This is a genomic window from Denitraticella aggregata, from assembly GCF_048158365.1.
Taxonomy (GTDB): domain Bacteria; phylum Pseudomonadota; class Gammaproteobacteria; order Burkholderiales; family Rhodocyclaceae; genus Azoarcus_F.
In genome coordinates this window covers 64,383-79,518 of the sequence record NZ_JBLLNL010000005.1, presented here as the reverse complement: position 1 = coordinate 79,518, position 15,136 = coordinate 64,383, and the positions used below count along the sequence as shown (strand labels likewise).

The following is a 15,136-nucleotide window of genomic DNA, read 5'->3' as shown; positions in this document are numbered from 1 at the left end:
GTTTCAGTGCGTGTTCGGGGTGGCGGTCATCAGCCTGAGCAGGTCCGGACTGTCGTTGCGTCGGGCCAGCGCCACCGCGCTCAGACCGTTCGGATCGGCGTCCCACGGATTCAGCCCCAGCTCAAGCAGCGCCTGGACCATCGCCGCATCGCCGCGCTCGGTCGCCCGCATCAGCAGCGTCCAGCCGTAGACGTCGCGGGTGGTGACGTCGGCGCCCAGTTCGACCAGCGCCCGCACGCTTTCCACATGTCCCTTCGACGTCGCCAGCAACAACGGTGTCCACCCATGCCTGACCCTGTGGTTCGGGTCGGCTCCGGCACCCACGAGTACGCGGATCGTGTCGGTCTGTCCGGCCACCGCGGCATACATCAGTGCCGTGCCGCCCTTGGCGTTGCTGCGATCGACCTGTGCGCCGTACCGCAGCAGCGACTCCACGATGCGCACTTGGCCGGATTCGGCGGCCCACATCAGCGCGGTCTTGCCCCTGTGCTCGCCCTGCGCGGTGGCGGTCTCCGGCGACACGCCCTGATCGAGCAGGATCTCGACCCGTTGTGTCTGACGATCGACGATCGCGTCGAGCATCGCGTCGCCGGACGAGGCACCCGCACTGGCCGCGATCAGCAACAGCGTCAGCGCGTGCAACAGGGACCAGAGCCGGTTCGTCATGGTGTGTCCTTCAAGATTCACCCGTGTTCACTCATCAGTTAGCAGATCCGGCGGTGTGGGGCAAGCGGTATCACGCACCCGCGCTGCCGCCCAACAGGAGTTCAGCATGAGTCAAGTGTCCCGGCAGGCCGTCGAAGCGGCGCTGTCCCGTTACGTGGAGCCGCATCTGCAGCGCGACCTGCTTTCGGCCGGCTGTGTCGAGGCGATCGGCATCGACGCCGGTCGTGTGAGTCTGGACCTGCGCTTCGGTTTCCCGGTCAGGCGTATGGCCGGCGGATTGCGCGAGGCGGTTCGCGGCGTGCTCGCTCAGGTGCCGGGCGTCGTTTCGGTCGATATCGATCTGAGCACTGCGGTCGCCGCGCATCGGGCCGACGATGACGTCGGCCGCGTCGTCGGTGTGCGCAACGTCATCGCGGTCGCCTCCGGCAAGGGGGGTGTCGGCAAGTCGACGACCGCGGTCAACCTCGCACTCGCGTTGTCCGACGAGGGCGCGCGGGTCGGTATGCTGGACGCCGACATCTATGGTCCCAGCCTGCCGCGCATGCTCGGTATCTCGGGCCGTCCGTCGTCGCGCGACGGCAAGCGTTTCCAGCCGCTGACCGGTTACGGGCTGCAGGTGATGTCGGCCGGATTCCTGATGGACGAGGAGGAGCCGATGATCTGGCGCGGGTCCATGGTGACGCAGGCGCTCGATCAGCTCATGCGCGAGACCGAGTGGAAGGACCTCGACTACCTGCTGGTGGACATGCCCCCCGGCACCGGGGACATCCAGCTGACGCTGGCGCAGAACGTCAGCGTCGCGGGCGCGGTGATCGTGACTACGCCGCAGGACATCGCGCTGCTCGACGCGAGCAGGGGCTACAGGATGTTCGAGAAGGTGGGCGTGTCGGTGCTGGGCATCGTCGAAAACATGGGACTGCACGTATGCAGTTGCTGCGGCCATCAGGAACATGTGTTCGGCGATGGCGGCGGCGCGCGAATGAGTGCCCGCTACGGACTGGAACTGCTCGGCGCCCTGCCGCTGGACATTCACATCCGGGAGCAGGCCGATGGTGGCAAGCCGACCGTCGTCGCCGATCCCGATGGCCCGGTCGCGCAGGCCTACCGCACGATCGCACGCAGGATCGCAGCGAAGCTGTCGCTGCTGGCAGCGGGTGGCAGCGGACAGTCGTTTCCGAAGATCGCGATCGAGGACGACTGAGATCCGGTGACGCTCACTCGATGCCTGCCCCCCATTCCCGCAGTTTGCGTTCCAACGTCTTGCGCGAGATTCCCATGCGGCGTGAGGCCTCGGACTTGTTGCCGCCGCATGCGGCCAGCGTACGGGTCATATGCAGCTTGCGGACTTCGGCCAGGTTCAGTTCGAGCGGGTACCCGCTTGCGCCGGATTGCTGATCGGCGACCGCATCGACCGGCCGGACGCGAAGGCATGCATCGGGGCTGGACCCGAGCAGCATCGCGCGTTCGACCAGATTCTTGAGCTCGCGAACATTGCCCGGCCAGGCGTGTGTCTGCAGTATTCGCAGTGCGGTCGCGTCCAGTCGCAGCGGCGACAGACCGAGTCGGGCCGAAAGTGTGGCGGAGAAGAAATCGACCAGGTCACCGATGTCCTCCGCCCGCTCGCGCAACGGCGGCACCCGCAGCGCCAGCACGTTCAGGCGGTAATATAGATCCGCGCGGAACCTGCCCTGTTCGACCAGTTCCGCCATCGAGCGGTTGGTCGCGGCGACGATCCGCACATCGACCGCGACTTCGGCCTCCGATCCGACCGGGCGGATGCTCAGCGTCTCGATCGCACGCAGCAGCTTCGACTGCAGCGACAACGGCATCTCGCCGATCTCGTCGAGGAACAGTGTGCCCTGGTCGGCATGACGGAACAGCCCCTCGCGATCCTGAGTGGCGCCGGTGAAGGCCCCCCGTGCATGGCCGAACAGTTCGCTGTCGAGCAATCGGGCCGCCATAGAGCCGCAGTTGATCGCGACGAATGGGCCGCTGCGAGCACTCAGCCTGTGGATATTCACGGCGGTGACCTCCTTGCCGGTGCCGGATTCACCCTCGAGCAGCACGGTCGACGACGACCCGGCGACGCGCTGGATCACGCTGATGAGGGTTCGCATCGCTGCGCTGCGTCCGACCAGCCCTTCAAGCGATTCGGTCGGCAAGACGCCACTGTCCGCATGCACGCGGCAAGCGGTGGTGAGGGCAGATCCGGCCGGGTTGCCGGGCAAGTCGGGGTTGCAGTCTGGGCGAGTCATCCGGTGCCCGGGTGGGCAGTCCTGGCGTTCGTTAAGGGTATGACCTGGCGTCTATGAACCGGACGACCAGGGCGAGTTCCTGCTGTCGTGCACCATGGTGCATTTTGTCCCATCCGGGTCGATAGTGGGTCAATTCGTCCAGATCATCAAGTGGGTCTCGACCTCAAACCCCAGCAACTGCAGGGTTTTACAGTTCGGCGCTTGTTGGCATGTCTGTTGCTAACGTCTATAAAAAGATAAGCAAAACCGTTCATAGGAGACGCTGCTTGACGCTCGACACGACCGTTGATGTCCCAGGGCCTGCGGGCTGGTCGCACGACGCCGTGCTGCCGGTCGCGGTGATGATCGCGTCGCCGCCCGCCCCACATGCGTCCGACGCCTTGTCTTGGCACGTGAGCGGCGTGGTCGTCGGAGCACAGTTTGCATCGGCGACGCGCGAGGCCTCCCGGGTGCGTAGCGGACCCTCCGGAGAATTGTTCCTGTGGCGGGGTTTCTCTTTGCGCTTGCGGCCCGATCAGGCAGAGGATTACGCGCTCAATCTGGGCGGTGACCGTCCCGAGGTGTTCGTGATCGGGCGTTTCGACCCGACGAGCGGATTCGAGCCTCTGGAGGTGACGGTCAGTCTGGACGACGCTCAAAGGCTGGATTCGACCGAACTGCGCACCTCCGACGAGATCGTGCTCAGTGCGCCCATGCCGTCCGAGGTGGGCCGCTGGCTCGAGGAATTCGTCACGGTGCATTACCAGCCGAGACGCAAGGGCAAGGGACGAGGCAAGCGCCGCAGCAAGGCCGCCTACGATGCCGAAGTCGGCGACTGGAGCGGAGAACAGACATGAGTGCCGACCTGGACCGGAGCGGTTCGCTGGACGCGAGGTCCGTTCACGGGGACGGAGAACTGCCGTTCCTGGCGCGCTGGTCGCGGCGCAAGCTCGGTCAGGAGGTATCGCCCGAACCGGAAAAGACCGCGACGGAGCCCGCGCTGGCACTCGAGCCGCAAGCTTCGGCTTCGCCCGGACCCGTGCCCGAGGCCGAGGCCGAGCAGCGTATCGACCCGCGCACCGGCAAGCCGCTGTCCGAGCTGACCGACGAGGACATGCCCGACATCGACACGCTGGACGAGAACGCCGACCTGTCCGTGTTTCTTGCGGAAAAGGTCTCGCAGGCGCTGCGGACGAAGGCGCTGACCAAGGTGTTCCACTCGCCCAAGTTCAACCAGATCTGCATATGTGCGGAGTACGCGGACGACTACACCAATTTTGTGCCGCTCGGCGACATCGTTCCGCATGATCTCAAACAGGCGATCGTCCGGGAAGGCGCCAAGCTGCTCGAGCGGTTCGCCGAACGCGGGCTGACGATCACCCCTGATGAGGCCCAGGCCCGGGCTGCCGCCGAGTTCCGGGGCGACCGGATGGCGGAGCCGGACTGGAACCGGGTTGTGGCCGAAGCCGGCGAAGCCGGCGATGCCGGTGCACCGCCGACGGGCCACGCCGAAAACGGCGACATGCTGCATACCCTGAACCCGATACAGCCTTCGCAGACGGTCTTGCGGAGCGACACAGAGCGAACATGACAGAGCAGGTCGGTACTTACCCGCAGCACGCATTCCGGTCCGAAGGGCTCGCAGGCACGGCCCGCCGCGCCGCGCTCGAGGCTGGTGGCGACATGGTGTCCGAGGCGTCCGCGCCGGTCGCGTACCGATCGGCCGGTTACGTGCTGATCATCGGCAGCGAGCGCGACGGGCTCGAGTGCGCGGCCGAACTGCGCGCGCAGCTGCACTGCACGCTGATCGCGACCGACGCGGCGAACGCCGGACTGTCCGATGCGGCGGTCGCCGCGCGGGCGGACGAGGCCCGCGTGGTGGTGCTGCGGGGTCAGCCAGGCGACCTGGCCGGACACCTGGGGCAGTTCTCGGTCACGATGACGCTGCCGGATGGTCAATCGGTATCCCCGGCGGCGCTGACCCGTCCCGAGCACCCATTCTTCGATCTGGTGCTCGATCTGCGCAAGCAACCCGGCCTGCGTCACGAGATTCCGCCGTTCGGCTACTACGCGCCGGCCGGCGACCCTGCCAAGCTTCATCGCATGCTGGCTGCGATGCCGGACATGGTCGGCGAGTTCGAGAAGCCCCGCTTTTTCGCCTACGACCCCGACATATGCGCCCATGGCGACAGCGGCCTGAGCGGCTGCACCCGTTGCCTCGACGCCTGTCCGACCGGCGCGATCCGCTCGCTCGGGGATCTGGTCGAGGTCGACCCGTATATCTGCCAGGGTGCGGGCACCTGTGCCAGCGTGTGCCCGACCGGCGCGATGACCTACGCCTATCCGGCGCCGCGCGACCAGATCGGCCGCATCAAGCGCATGCTTGCGGCCTACCGCGAAGCCGGCGGAGAGTCGGCGGTGATCCTGTTCCATGACGAGGAAGCTGGCCTGGAGCGGCTGATGGCGATCGCGGAGGCGTTACCGGAACGGGTGCTGCCGGTCCAGATCAGCGAGATCGGTGCGGTCGGCATGGATGTCTGGTTCTCGGCGTTGGCTTATGGCGCTTCGGAAGTCGTGATGCTCGACACCGACGCGGTCGCGCCGACCGTGCGCGCCGCGATGCGGGCCCAGCTCGATTTCGCGCGTCCGCTGCTCGACGCGATGGGGCTGGCCGGCAGCCGGCTCGGCTGGTTCGACACAGACCGCGACGCGGCGGAGGTGTTCGTCGCGGCGCAGGCCCCGGCGGTCGTGCATCCGGCCAGCTTCGACACCCACAACGAGAAGCGGACCACGCTTCGGCTCGCGCTCGAGCATCTCCATGGGCAGGCACCGGAGCGTCCTGCATTGGCCGCGTTGCCGGCCGGTGCGCCGTTCGGACAGGTGTTCGTGGATCGCCAGGCGTGCACGCTGTGCATGTCCTGTCCGCAAGTTTGCCCGACCCGTGCGCTGACCGATGCCGGGGACACCCCCAGGTTGTCATTCACCGAGGACCTGTGCGTGCAATGTGGGCTGTGCGCGAAAGCCTGTCCCGAGAACGCGATCACGCTGGAACCGCGCTTCGTGTTCGACTGGGAACAACGGCGCAAGCCAGTCGTTCTGAACGAGGAGGAGCCGTTCTGCTGCATCAGCTGCGGCAAGCCGTTCGCGACGCAAAGCATGATCGGCCGGATGACCGAAAGGCTGCAGGGCCACCACATGTTCCAGTCCGACGAAGCGCTGAGGCGCCTGAAGATGTGCGGAGACTGCCGGGTGGTGGACATGTTCGCGAAGGACCTGGAAGGCGGGTCCAAGCCGCGCTGGCTGGGACCGAGGTGAGACCGATGACGATGACGACCGAAGCCCCTGTAGCCGTGATCGAGGTGGGCGAGGCCGATGCGCTTCGTGCCGGCATCTGGACGCTGCTCGGACGCCTGCTGATGGACGAGCCCTCGGCCGACTTGCTGCAGCGCCTGCGCCGCATCGAGCTGCCTGCAGGTGAGGTCGATGCGCTGGCGCAGGCCTGGGCCGGCCTGCACGAAGCCGCGCGCACGGTCGATCCGGACGCGTTGCAGGTCGAGTTTCAGAACGTGTTCATCGGGGTCGGGGGCGGCGAGGTCACGCCGTACGCGTCCTGGTACCTGACCGGGACGCTGATGGATCGACCGCTGGTGCAGTTGCGGGACGACCTCGAGCAGCTCGGACTTGCGGCACGCGAGGACTGCAGCGAACCGGAGGACCATGCCGCCATGCTGTGCGAGATCATGGCCCTGGTGATTCAGGACGAAGACGTGGATTTCGACTGGCAGAAGGACTTGTTCCGACGCCATGTCGCGAGCTGGATGGACCGCTTTGTCGACGATGTCGAGGCCGCGCCCAGTGCATGTTTCTATCGGTCGGTGGCCGCGCTCGGGCGCGCGTTCCTGAACGAGGAGAAGCGGTTTTACGAAATGTCGGCTTGAGCCGGCCAGAGCAGCAAGGTGCGACGATCAGATCGCTTCAGAGTCAGCGAAGAGAAGGAGTCGGTGATGAAACAGAGAGACGATGAAGGACGCGAGTCCCGCAGAAAATTCCTGAAATCCGTGGCCCTGACCGGTGGTGGTGTGGCGGTCGCGGCAACGGTGGGCCAGGCCGGTGCGGCGGAGGTCGAAGCGGCACCCGCCCTCGAAGCGCAGGCGCTGGAGGGTTATCACGAAACCCAGCACATCAGGGACTACTACGCTCGGGCGCAGTTCTAGAATGGCCCTGACCGTGTTCGGTCACGGTCGTCAGTGAAGGAGACTCACCATGAAATTGGTCAAGAAAAACGCTGCGGCTGCGACGCCTTCCGGCACCGGACTGCGCGGCAAGCCATTGAGCCGGCGTGCGTTCCTGCGCAACTCCGGCCTGGCGGTCGGCGGGGTCGCGGTGGCCGGCGTCGTACCGGGCACCATGGTCAGAAAGGCCAGGGCGGCCAAGCGCGTGCCGGACCCGCGTGCCGAGGTCAAGCAGGTCAAGACGGTGTGCGGCCACTGTTCGGTCGGCTGCAGCACCATTGCGGAAGTCCAGAACGGCGTGTGGATCGGCCAGGAGCCGGCCTTCGACAGCCCGATCAACCTCGGTGCCCACTGCGCCAAGGGTGCGGCGCTGCGCAACCACGGCCACAGCCTGAAGCGCACCAAGTACCCGATGAAGATGGTCGATGGCCGCTGGCAGCGGATCAGCTGGGAACAGGCGATCAACGAGATCGGCGACAAGCTGCTCGCGATCCGCGCGGAGTCCGGTCCGGATGCGCTGTGGTTCGCAGGGTCGTCCAAGGCCAACAACGAGGGCGCCTATCTGCAGCGCAAGTTCGCCGCCTTCTGGGGTTCGAACAACTGTGATCACCAGGCCCGGATCTGCCATTCGACCACGGTGGCCGGCGTGGCCAACACCTGGGGCTACGGCGCGCAGACCAACTCGTACAACGACATCAACAAGGCCAAGGCCATCATCATGTGCGGCTCCAATGCCGCCGAGGCCCATCCGGTGGCGATGCAGATGATTCTGCGCGCCAAGGAAGGCGGCGCCAAACTCATCGTGATGGACCCGCGCTTCACCCGTACCGCGGCGCACTCCGACGTGTATGTGCGCTTTCGCTCGGGTACCGACGTGGCGCTGATGTGGGGTTTGCTGTGGCACATCTTTGAAAACGAATGGGAAGACAAGGAGTACATCGCACAACGCGTCTACGGCATGGACCATGTGCGCGAGGAGGTGGCCAAGTGGAATCCGCAGGAAGTCGAGCGGGTCACCGGTGTTGGCCGTGAGGCGATGTATGAAGTGGCCAAAATGATGGCCGACAACCGTCCCGGCACTTTCGTGTGGTGCATGGGTGGCACCCAGCACACCATCGGCAGCAACTACGTGCGCGCGTACAACTGCCTGCAGCTCGCGCTCGGCAACATCGGTAAGGAAGGCGGCGGTGCCAACATCTTCCGCGGGCACGACAACGTGCAAGGTGCCACCGACGTCGGCCCCAACCCCGACAACCTGCCCGGTTATTATCCGATCAATGAAGTGGGCTGGCGTCACTGGTCGCGTGTCTGGGGGACCGACTACGATTGGCTTTCGGCGCGTTTCGAGCAGATGGAATATTCCAACGGGCGCGGGGGCACCGCCAAGCCGATGTTTACGGCGGGTATTACGGTGTCGCGCTGGATCGATGGCGTGCTCGAGGACAAGGCCAACGTTGCCCAACGCGACAACATCCGTGCAGTGATGTTCTGGGGCATGGGGCCGAACTCGCAGACGCGTGGTCCTGAGATGAAAAGTGCATTCGAGAAGCTCGATCTGCTGGTCATCATCGACCCGTATCCGACGGTCGCTGCGGTCATGCACGACCGCAAGGACAACACCTATCTACTGCCGGCAGCGACGCAGTTCGAGCAGGCTGGGTCGGTGACCGCATCGAACCGCTCACTCCAGTGGCGCGAACAGGTCATCGCCCCGCTTTACGAACACAAGCCGGACTCCGAGATCGCTTATTTGCTTGCACGCAAGCTCGGCTTCGCCGACGAGATGTTCAAGAACTACGAGATCGCGAACAACATGCCGACACCGGAAAGCGTATTGCGCGAAATCAACCGCGGCGCCTGGTCCATCGGCTACACGGGTCAGAGCCCGGAGCGCCTGAAGGAACACATGGCCAACCAGCGTCACTTCGACGTGGTCAGCCTGAAGGCCGAAGGTGGTCCGCTGGACGGCGAGACGTACTGCCTGCCGTGGCCGTGTTACGGCACGCCGGAGCTCAAGCATCCGGGCACCCATGTGCTGTACGACACGAGCAAGCACATCATGGAAGGCGGCGGCAACTTCCGCGCCAATTTCGGTACCGAGCGCGATGGCGAAACCCTTCTGGCCGAGGGTTCCTGGTCCAAGGGCGCTGAAATCGAGGGTGGTTATCCGCAATTCACGGCCGATCTGCTCAAGCAACTGGGCTGGTGGGATGACCTGACCGCGGAGGAGAAGGTCGAAGCCGAAGGCAAGTCGTGGACGACCGACTTGTCCGGCGGCATCATCCGTGTCGCGATGAAGCATGGTTGTCATCCCTTCGGTAACGCCAAGGCGCGTGCGCTGGTGTGGAACTTTCCCGACCCGGTACCGGTGCATCGAGAGCCGCTTTACACCCCGCGTCACGATCTCACGGCCGACTACCCGACTTATGAAGACCGGGCAGTGTTTTATCGTCTGCCCACACGCTGGAAGTCGGTACAGGCCAAGGACTACTCGCGCGAGTTCCCGCTCATCCACACCTCCGGCCGTCTGGTCGAGTACGAGGGCGCGGGTGAGGAAACCCGCTCCAACCCCTATCTGGCCGAGTTGCAGCAGGAAATGTTCGTCGAGATCAACCCGGCCGATGCGAACAACGCGAATGTTCGCGACGGTCAGACGGTGTGGCTCGAGGGTCCGGAAGGTGGTCGCATCAGGATCAAGGCATTGGTGACGCCTCGGGTGGGTCGTGGCACGGTGTTTACGCCCTTCCACTTCGGGGGCCACTTCCAGGGTGAGGACCTGCTTGCCAAGTACCCCGAGGGGTCGGCGCCTTACGTGCGTGGCGAATCAAACAACATCGCCACCACCTACGGCTACGACGCAGTCACGATGATGCAGGAAACCAAGACCACGCTTTGCCGTGTGGTGCCCGCATAAGACGGATGTAGGAGAGCCATTATGGCCAGAATGAAATTTCTCTGTGACGCCGAGCGCTGCATCGAGTGCCAGGCCTGTGTCACCGCTTGCAAGAGCGAGCACGAGGTGCCTTGGGGCGTGAACCGCCGCCGGGTCATCGTCATGGACGACGGCGTACCGGGCGAGAAGTCGGTGTCGGTGGCTTGTATGCACTGCAGCGATGCCCCGTGCGCGGCGGTCTGTCCGGTGGATTGCTTCTACACCACCGCCGACGGCATCGTGTTGCATGACAAGGACTTGTGCATAGGGTGTGGCTACTGCTTTTACGCCTGCCCGTTCGGCGCACCGCAGTATCCGCAGCAATCGGCTTTCGGAGTGCGCGGCAAAATGGACAAGTGCACCTTCTGTGCCGGCGGGCCCGAGGAGACCCACTCCGAGGCGGAGTACGTGAAGTACGGCGCCAACCGGATTGCCGAGGGCAAGCTACCGCTGTGCGCCGAGATGTGTTCCACCAAGGCCCTGCTCGCCGGCGACGGCGACGTGGTCTCGGATATCTACCGCCAGCGCGTGATGCGTCGTGGTGGGCGGCCGCAGACCTGGGGCTGGCAGGCGGCCTACGGCACCGCCTGACAAGGGATGGACCCCGGTCGGGGTCCGTCCCTTGTAAGTGAGCCTGATCGGAAAGACGAAAGGAGTGCAACGATGCCGTACAAAGCGATGCTTGTAGTGCTGGCGGTGGCCAGCCTGTCCCTGCTGACCGCCTGCGATCAGGAGGTCGTGTTCCACGAACCGGGTGTCTACAAGGGCAAGCACGACGAAACGGCGACCCAGGAGGCCGCGCAGCGCAGGCAGGAACAGCTGCGCGAACGCGCCATGACCGGCATGACCGACCGTTAGGAGTCTTTGCCATGAAGGATGCAATCTCGAGCAGTGCGCGGCGCAGGCGCCGCTCCATGATGTGGAGCCTCGCGCTCATCCTGCTGCTGTCCATCGCGCTGCCGCTGGGTTATGCGCTCGCGCAGTCCGGGGGACAGGGCATGCAGCAGCAACAGCAGCGTTTCGGCGCTGAACGAGCGACCAACCCGCGCTCCGACATGTGGCGCGACGCACGCGAGGGCCAGAGCGGGGTCACGACGCAGACCGGCCCCTATGTGACCAGCACGCTGATCTCCAACACCGGCGAGACCTGGCGGCAGTTTCGCATGGGCCCGCTGATCGCCTACGGCGGCTATCTGCTGATCGGCGCGCTGGTGCTGGTGGCGCTGGTATTCACCGTGGTCGGCCGGATCAAGCTCGTCCATGGCCGCGCCGGGATGACGATCCAGCGCTGGAAACCCTTCGAGCGCTTCCTGCACTGGTTCACCGCAATCAGTTTCATCGTGCTCGCGATCACCGGTCTGAGCCTGTTGTTCGGGCGCACCGTGCTGATTCCGTTGATGGGGCACCAGGCTTTCGCCGCATGGGCGGATGTCGGCAAGGTCGTGCACAATTATGTCGGACCGGCCTTCTCGGTGGGCGTGCTGCTGATGATCGTGATGTGGGTGCGGCACAACATTCCGAACGGCACCGACCTGAAGTGGTTCGCCGCCGGCGGCGGCATTTTCGGCAAGAAGCATCCGTCGGCCGGCAAGTTCAACGGCGGCGAGAAGATCTGGTTCTGGCTCGGCATCGTCGTGCTCGGCATCGCCGTCAGCGTGTCCGGCTTCCTGCTGAACTTTCCGTTGTTCGGCCAGACCCGCGCCGACATGGCGTTGGCCCAGGCGGTGCATGCGATCGGGTCGCTGCTTTGGATAGCCTTCTTCTTCGGGCATGCCTATATCGGCACGCTCGGCACGGAGGGCGCGCTGGAGGGCATGACGTCCGGCCGGGTCGACGTCAATTGGGCGAAGCAGCATCACGACCTGTGGCTGGAGGAAGAACTCGCGAAAGGGGTGAAGCCGGTGCCGGCCGACAGCGGCGCGGGCCCGGGTGCTACGGCGCCACCGATCGGCCAGCCGAGTCACTGATGCTTCGGTCTTGCGACCGAGTGCTTTCGACTTGAGGGCGCCGACAAGAGCGCCCCGATCCGAGCGGCAGGGTTTCACACCCGGCCGCTCTCCCTTCACGACAACGCTGGACGACAGGAAGACACGATGAAGCTTTTGCGCGTGGCACGCCTCGACGATACCGACGACCACGTCTTTGCCCCGGCCGCACAGGCGGGTGAACTGGCGGTCACCGGAAGCTTCGTGTTCGCCTTTTCGGACGAGGATCCCGAGCAACTGACGGGCAAGGCCCGCCAGGCGTTCCGGAATGGCTTCCTGAGCCTGGAGCGCTTCGGCTGGGCGACCGTGGTCAGCATCGCCGAGGTCAGCGAAGCGGAATACAAGGGGGCGATTGAATCGCTGGCCCGTCATCTGGTCCGCGCGTTCGGCGCGCCGTCGCTCGACGAGGCCCTGCCGGTCGCGCGGCAGGAAGTCGATTACGCCGCCAGCCTGTGCGAATACGAGCCCGGGACGATGCTGGTGCTGGAACGCAGGTCGGACGACGAGGGCATCCATGAAGCGTTCAAACGGGTATTGCCGCAACAAAAAGTCGCCGACTGGCAGGGACACAGTGGCGAGATACGGATCTGGGACATGTTTCCGGAGAACGGCAGCAAGGCCTGAGCCGGACCGGTTGGCCCGGCTCGATCAAGCGCTGTCGGCGGCCCCCAGTTCCTCGCGGGTGTTGATGTTGCGGAAGGCCTCTTCCTGATCGTCGAACTGGACTGCTACCACCTTGAGCGTCTCATACCAGCGGTCGATCTTACGTCCGCCCGCGTTCAGGAAGACCTCGAGATGCGGCAGCAGGTCGCGCCGGCACAGGCAGAACACCGGATGCGCCTGCTCGAAAGTGTGCGCCACGGCCAAATCGGCCGCGTTCGCGTCGAGTGCGTCGGCCAGTCGCGACACCAGGTCGGTGGGCAGAAACGGGGAGTCGCATGGCGCGGTCACCACGAGCGGGCAACCCGCCTGTGCGAGTCCGGCATGCAGCCCGGCCAGCGGACCAGCAAAACCGCCGATGGCATCCGAAAAGACCGGCACGCCGAAGGCGCGATATCGATCCAGATTCTGGTTGGCATTGATCAACACCTCATCGACCTGCGGACGCAGGCGCTCGAGCACCCACTCCACCATGGGCTTGCCGTTGAGTTCGACCAGACCCTTGTCGACCCCGCCCATGCGCCGTCCCTGTCCGCCGGCCAGAATGACTGCGCTGATCTTCATCGTGTAAACCTCTCCTGGCCGGTGAAAAGAAGATAGTGCTTGCCCTGCGCGCGACCGATCATCGTCAATCCGATGCGGCGCGCGATCTCCCAGCCCATTTGCGTGAGCCCGGAACGCGATACCAGTACCGGAATGCCCATCTGGGCGGTCTTGATCACCATCTCGGACGTCAGCCGGCCGGTGGTGTAGAAGATCTTGTCGCCGCCTTCATGGCCGTCCAGCCACATCTGGCCGGCGATTGCATCGACCGCGTTGTGCCGGCCGACATCCTCGAAGAACATCAGGATTTCGCAATCGTCGCCCGACGGGGCCGCCAGCGCGCAGCCGTGCACCGCGCCTGCCTGCTTGTAGATCGACTCGTGCTTGCGAACCGCGTCCATCAGCGCATACAACCTGCTCTCCGAGAACGCCACGTCGTCCGGCAGCGCGATGCTGTCCACCTCTTCCATCAGGTCACCGAACACGGTGCCCTGACCGCAGCCGGTGGTAACCGTGCGCGTGCTCAGACGCGCCTCCACGTCCTTCAGACCGCCGCGGGTCGTGACCGATACCGCATCCACCTCCCAGTCGACCTGCACCGACGCGATCTCGTCCAGGCTGCCGACCAGCCGCTGATTACGCAACCAGCCGATGGTCAGCGCTTCGGGCGCGGCGCCCAGCGTCATCAGCGTGACGATCTCGCGCTTATCCACATAGACGGTCAATGGGTATTCGCCTGCGATCGAGGTCGGCACGACCTCGCCGTGCTCGTTCTCGGCCGGTATCGTGATCGTCAGCGCGCGCTTTGCCTCGCTCAGCAGGGGTCTTTCAGCTGTAGCCATCGTATCGTTCGCTTCCATCTTCAGGGTTGAAGCCTTCCGCCCTGCATTCTAACGCCTCCCGGCGAGACTTCTGCCGGTCGGACCGGGGCAACGAGGCCTGTTCGTGCGCCCCCGGTGATGCGGCTGAAGGGCGTGGCCGGTGCCCCGGGGAAACCGGATGGTGGCAGTTCGACCGGGCATGCGCCGACTTGCCGAATGCGCCGAACTCCTGCACTCTTGCTGCAGTCCGACCGGGTGAACGAACTCTCCCGCAGTGGACACATCCGAACAGCCCGACTCAAGCAATGGAGACTTCAAGATGAGTACTGTAACCCTGGGTGGTAACCCGATCGAAGTGGCCGGCACGTTCCCTCAGCCCGGCGATGCCGCACCGGCGTTCTCGCTGGTGGGTGTCGATCTCGCCGACGTCACGCTCGACACCTATGCCGGAAAGCGCAAGGTGCTGAATATCGTTCCCAGCCTGGATACACCGACTTGCGCGACCTCGACCCGCAAGTTCAACGCCGAGGCCGGCGCGCTGGCCAACACCGTGGTGCTGGTGGTGGCCGCCGACCTGCCGTTCGCGATGAAGCGTTTCTGCGAAACCGAGGGCCTGGCCAACGTGGTGAGCCTGTCCACGATGCGCGGCCGCGAGTTCATGCGCAATTACGGTGTCGAGATCACCTCTGGTCCGCTCGCCGGCGTGACCGCCCGTGCGGTGGTGGTGCTCGACGAGCACAACAAGGTGATTCATTCCGAGCTCGTGCCTGAGATCAAGAACGAACCGAACTATGCGGCGGCGCTGGCGGCGCTGAAGTAAGTAGGTGCTCGCCGGGGAGGGCGCCTTTCCTCGCGGCTCCGACGGCCACTCGCGCTGCCGCTGTAAGGCTCGCTTCGCTGCGATCCCTGAACTCGCGCTTCGCGCTCAGACAGCAGGGATCGCGGACGCTACGCTCGCCAACAGCGGCATGCGCTCGGGCCGAGTCGCCGCGAGGACAGGCGCCCTCCCCGGCCCACAGCGCATCACCGTGTTCGTGCGATTGCCCTCCTGATAAGGGCGGCG

The 15,136-nt window shown here is 65.1% G+C and carries 16 protein-coding genes; 12 read left to right on the top strand and 4 right to left on the bottom strand.

Translation table 11 applies throughout. The features are described from left to right. Positions 1 to 3 precede the first annotated feature (3 nt). Positions 4 to 666: an ankyrin repeat domain-containing protein gene (locus ACKVEX_RS08105; RefSeq protein ID WP_473215205.1), complete on the bottom strand. Its 663-nt coding sequence runs from the start codon at positions 664 to 666 to the stop codon at positions 4 to 6. A 106-nt stretch (positions 667 to 772) separates the two neighbouring features. On the opposite strand from ACKVEX_RS08105, the gene apbC reads away from it, so the two are divergent. Further along, positions 773 to 1,867: an iron-sulfur cluster carrier protein ApbC gene (gene apbC, locus ACKVEX_RS08100; RefSeq protein ID WP_473215204.1), complete on the top strand. Its 1,095-nt coding sequence runs from the start codon at positions 773 to 775 to the stop codon at positions 1,865 to 1,867. A 13-nt stretch (positions 1,868 to 1,880) separates the two neighbouring features. On the opposite strand, the gene ACKVEX_RS08095 is transcribed toward apbC, so the two are convergent. Next, on the bottom strand, positions 1,881 to 2,828 hold the full coding sequence (locus ACKVEX_RS08095; RefSeq protein WP_473215203.1) for a sigma-54 interaction domain-containing protein: 948 nt from the start codon (positions 2,826 to 2,828) through the stop codon (positions 1,881 to 1,883). 359 nt (positions 2,829 to 3,187) lie between these two features. On the opposite strand from ACKVEX_RS08095, the gene ACKVEX_RS08090 reads away from it, so the two are divergent. The 10 genes from ACKVEX_RS08090 (at position 3,188) to ACKVEX_RS08045 (ending at position 12,673) form a co-directional block, all read left to right on the top strand. Beyond that, positions 3,188 to 3,757 (top strand): DUF3305 domain-containing protein, encoded by a 570-nt coding sequence (locus ACKVEX_RS08090; RefSeq protein WP_473215202.1) that lies wholly within the window; start codon positions 3,188 to 3,190, stop codon positions 3,755 to 3,757. Continuing rightward, positions 3,754 to 4,491, top strand: a complete 738-nt coding sequence (locus ACKVEX_RS08085) for a DUF3306 domain-containing protein (protein ID WP_473215201.1) — start codon at positions 3,754 to 3,756, stop codon at positions 4,489 to 4,491. Before ACKVEX_RS08090 ends, ACKVEX_RS08085 begins: the two co-directional genes overlap by 4 nt. Further along, complete coding sequence (locus ACKVEX_RS08080) at positions 4,488 to 6,215, top strand: 4Fe-4S binding protein (RefSeq protein ID WP_473215200.1); 1,728 nt, start codon at positions 4,488 to 4,490, stop codon at positions 6,213 to 6,215. The genes ACKVEX_RS08085 and ACKVEX_RS08080 overlap by 4 nt, the downstream gene beginning before the upstream one ends. A 5-nt stretch (positions 6,216 to 6,220) precedes the next feature. Further along, entirely contained in the window at positions 6,221 to 6,838 is a 618-nt protein-coding gene (locus ACKVEX_RS08075; RefSeq protein ID WP_473215199.1) for a TorD/DmsD family molecular chaperone, read from the top strand. Positions 6,839 to 6,904: 66 nt separating this feature from the next. Continuing rightward, positions 6,905 to 7,114, top strand: a complete 210-nt coding sequence (locus ACKVEX_RS08070; RefSeq protein ID WP_473215198.1) for a twin-arginine translocation signal domain-containing protein — start codon at positions 6,905 to 6,907, stop codon at positions 7,112 to 7,114. A 49-nt stretch (positions 7,115 to 7,163) separates the two neighbouring features. Further along, complete coding sequence (locus tag ACKVEX_RS08065; protein WP_473215197.1) at positions 7,164 to 10,046, top strand: formate dehydrogenase subunit alpha; 2,883 nt, start codon at positions 7,164 to 7,166, stop codon at positions 10,044 to 10,046. A 21-nt stretch (positions 10,047 to 10,067) separates the two neighbouring features. Next, entirely contained in the window at positions 10,068 to 10,655 is a 588-nt protein-coding gene (gene fdh3B, locus ACKVEX_RS08060) for a formate dehydrogenase FDH3 subunit beta (RefSeq protein WP_473215196.1), read from the top strand. Between the two features lie 72 nt (positions 10,656 to 10,727). Further along, positions 10,728 to 10,922 (top strand): hypothetical protein, encoded by a 195-nt coding sequence (locus ACKVEX_RS08055; RefSeq protein ID WP_473215195.1) that lies wholly within the window; start codon positions 10,728 to 10,730, stop codon positions 10,920 to 10,922. Positions 10,923 to 10,933: 11 nt separating this feature from the next. Beyond that, positions 10,934 to 12,031: a formate dehydrogenase subunit gamma gene (locus ACKVEX_RS08050; RefSeq protein WP_473215194.1), complete on the top strand. Its 1,098-nt coding sequence runs from the start codon at positions 10,934 to 10,936 to the stop codon at positions 12,029 to 12,031. Positions 12,032 to 12,157: 126 nt separating this feature from the next. After that, positions 12,158 to 12,673 (top strand): DUF6505 family protein, encoded by a 516-nt coding sequence (locus ACKVEX_RS08045; RefSeq protein ID WP_473215193.1) that lies wholly within the window; start codon positions 12,158 to 12,160, stop codon positions 12,671 to 12,673. A 24-nt stretch (positions 12,674 to 12,697) separates the two neighbouring features. Here the strand turns inward: ACKVEX_RS08045 and mobA are convergent, their stop codons facing one another. Then, complete coding sequence (gene mobA, locus ACKVEX_RS08040) at positions 12,698 to 13,273, bottom strand: molybdenum cofactor guanylyltransferase MobA (RefSeq protein ID WP_473215192.1); 576 nt, start codon at positions 13,271 to 13,273, stop codon at positions 12,698 to 12,700. Further along, complete coding sequence (locus ACKVEX_RS08035; protein WP_473215191.1) at positions 13,270 to 14,094, bottom strand: formate dehydrogenase accessory sulfurtransferase FdhD; 825 nt, start codon at positions 14,092 to 14,094, stop codon at positions 13,270 to 13,272. Before ACKVEX_RS08035 ends, mobA begins: the two co-directional genes overlap by 4 nt. A 298-nt stretch (positions 14,095 to 14,392) precedes the next feature. Here ACKVEX_RS08035 and tpx point away from each other — a divergent pair, with 298 nt between their 5' ends. Beyond that, the gene (gene tpx, locus ACKVEX_RS08030; RefSeq protein ID WP_473215190.1) at positions 14,393 to 14,893 is read left to right on the top strand and encodes a thiol peroxidase; all 501 of its coding nucleotides are present in this window, start codon (positions 14,393 to 14,395) and stop codon (positions 14,891 to 14,893) included. The last annotated feature ends 243 nt before the right edge of the window (positions 14,894 to 15,136 follow it).

Bases quoted from the DNA above. Each gene is read 5' to 3' on its own strand.
- ACKVEX_RS08105 (WP_473215205.1), bottom strand. From the start codon at position 666: ATGACGAACCGGCTCTGGTCCCTGTTGCACGCGCTGACGCTGTTGCTG.
- apbC (WP_473215204.1), top strand. From the start codon at position 773: ATGAGTCAAGTGTCCCGGCAGGCCGTCGAAGCGGCGCTGTCCCGTTAC.
- ACKVEX_RS08085 (WP_473215201.1), top strand. From the start codon at position 3,754: ATGAGTGCCGACCTGGACCGGAGCGGTTCGCTGGACGCGAGGTCCGTT.
- ACKVEX_RS08080 (WP_473215200.1), top strand. From the start codon at position 4,488: ATGACAGAGCAGGTCGGTACTTACCCGCAGCACGCATTCCGGTCCGAA.
- ACKVEX_RS08075 (WP_473215199.1), top strand. From the start codon at position 6,221: ATGACGATGACGACCGAAGCCCCTGTAGCCGTGATCGAGGTGGGCGAG.
- ACKVEX_RS08070 (WP_473215198.1), top strand. From the start codon at position 6,905: ATGAAACAGAGAGACGATGAAGGACGCGAGTCCCGCAGAAAATTCCTG.
- ACKVEX_RS08065 (WP_473215197.1), top strand. From the start codon at position 7,164: ATGAAATTGGTCAAGAAAAACGCTGCGGCTGCGACGCCTTCCGGCACC.
- fdh3B (WP_473215196.1), top strand. From the start codon at position 10,068: ATGGCCAGAATGAAATTTCTCTGTGACGCCGAGCGCTGCATCGAGTGC.
- ACKVEX_RS08055 (WP_473215195.1), top strand. From the start codon at position 10,728: ATGCCGTACAAAGCGATGCTTGTAGTGCTGGCGGTGGCCAGCCTGTCC.
- ACKVEX_RS08050 (WP_473215194.1), top strand. From the start codon at position 10,934: ATGAAGGATGCAATCTCGAGCAGTGCGCGGCGCAGGCGCCGCTCCATG.
- ACKVEX_RS08045 (WP_473215193.1), top strand. From the start codon at position 12,158: ATGAAGCTTTTGCGCGTGGCACGCCTCGACGATACCGACGACCACGTC.
- mobA (WP_473215192.1), bottom strand. From the start codon at position 13,273: ATGAAGATCAGCGCAGTCATTCTGGCCGGCGGACAGGGACGGCGCATG.
- ACKVEX_RS08035 (WP_473215191.1), bottom strand. From the start codon at position 14,094: ATGGCTACAGCTGAAAGACCCCTGCTGAGCGAGGCAAAGCGCGCGCTG.
- tpx (WP_473215190.1), top strand. From the start codon at position 14,393: ATGAGTACTGTAACCCTGGGTGGTAACCCGATCGAAGTGGCCGGCACG.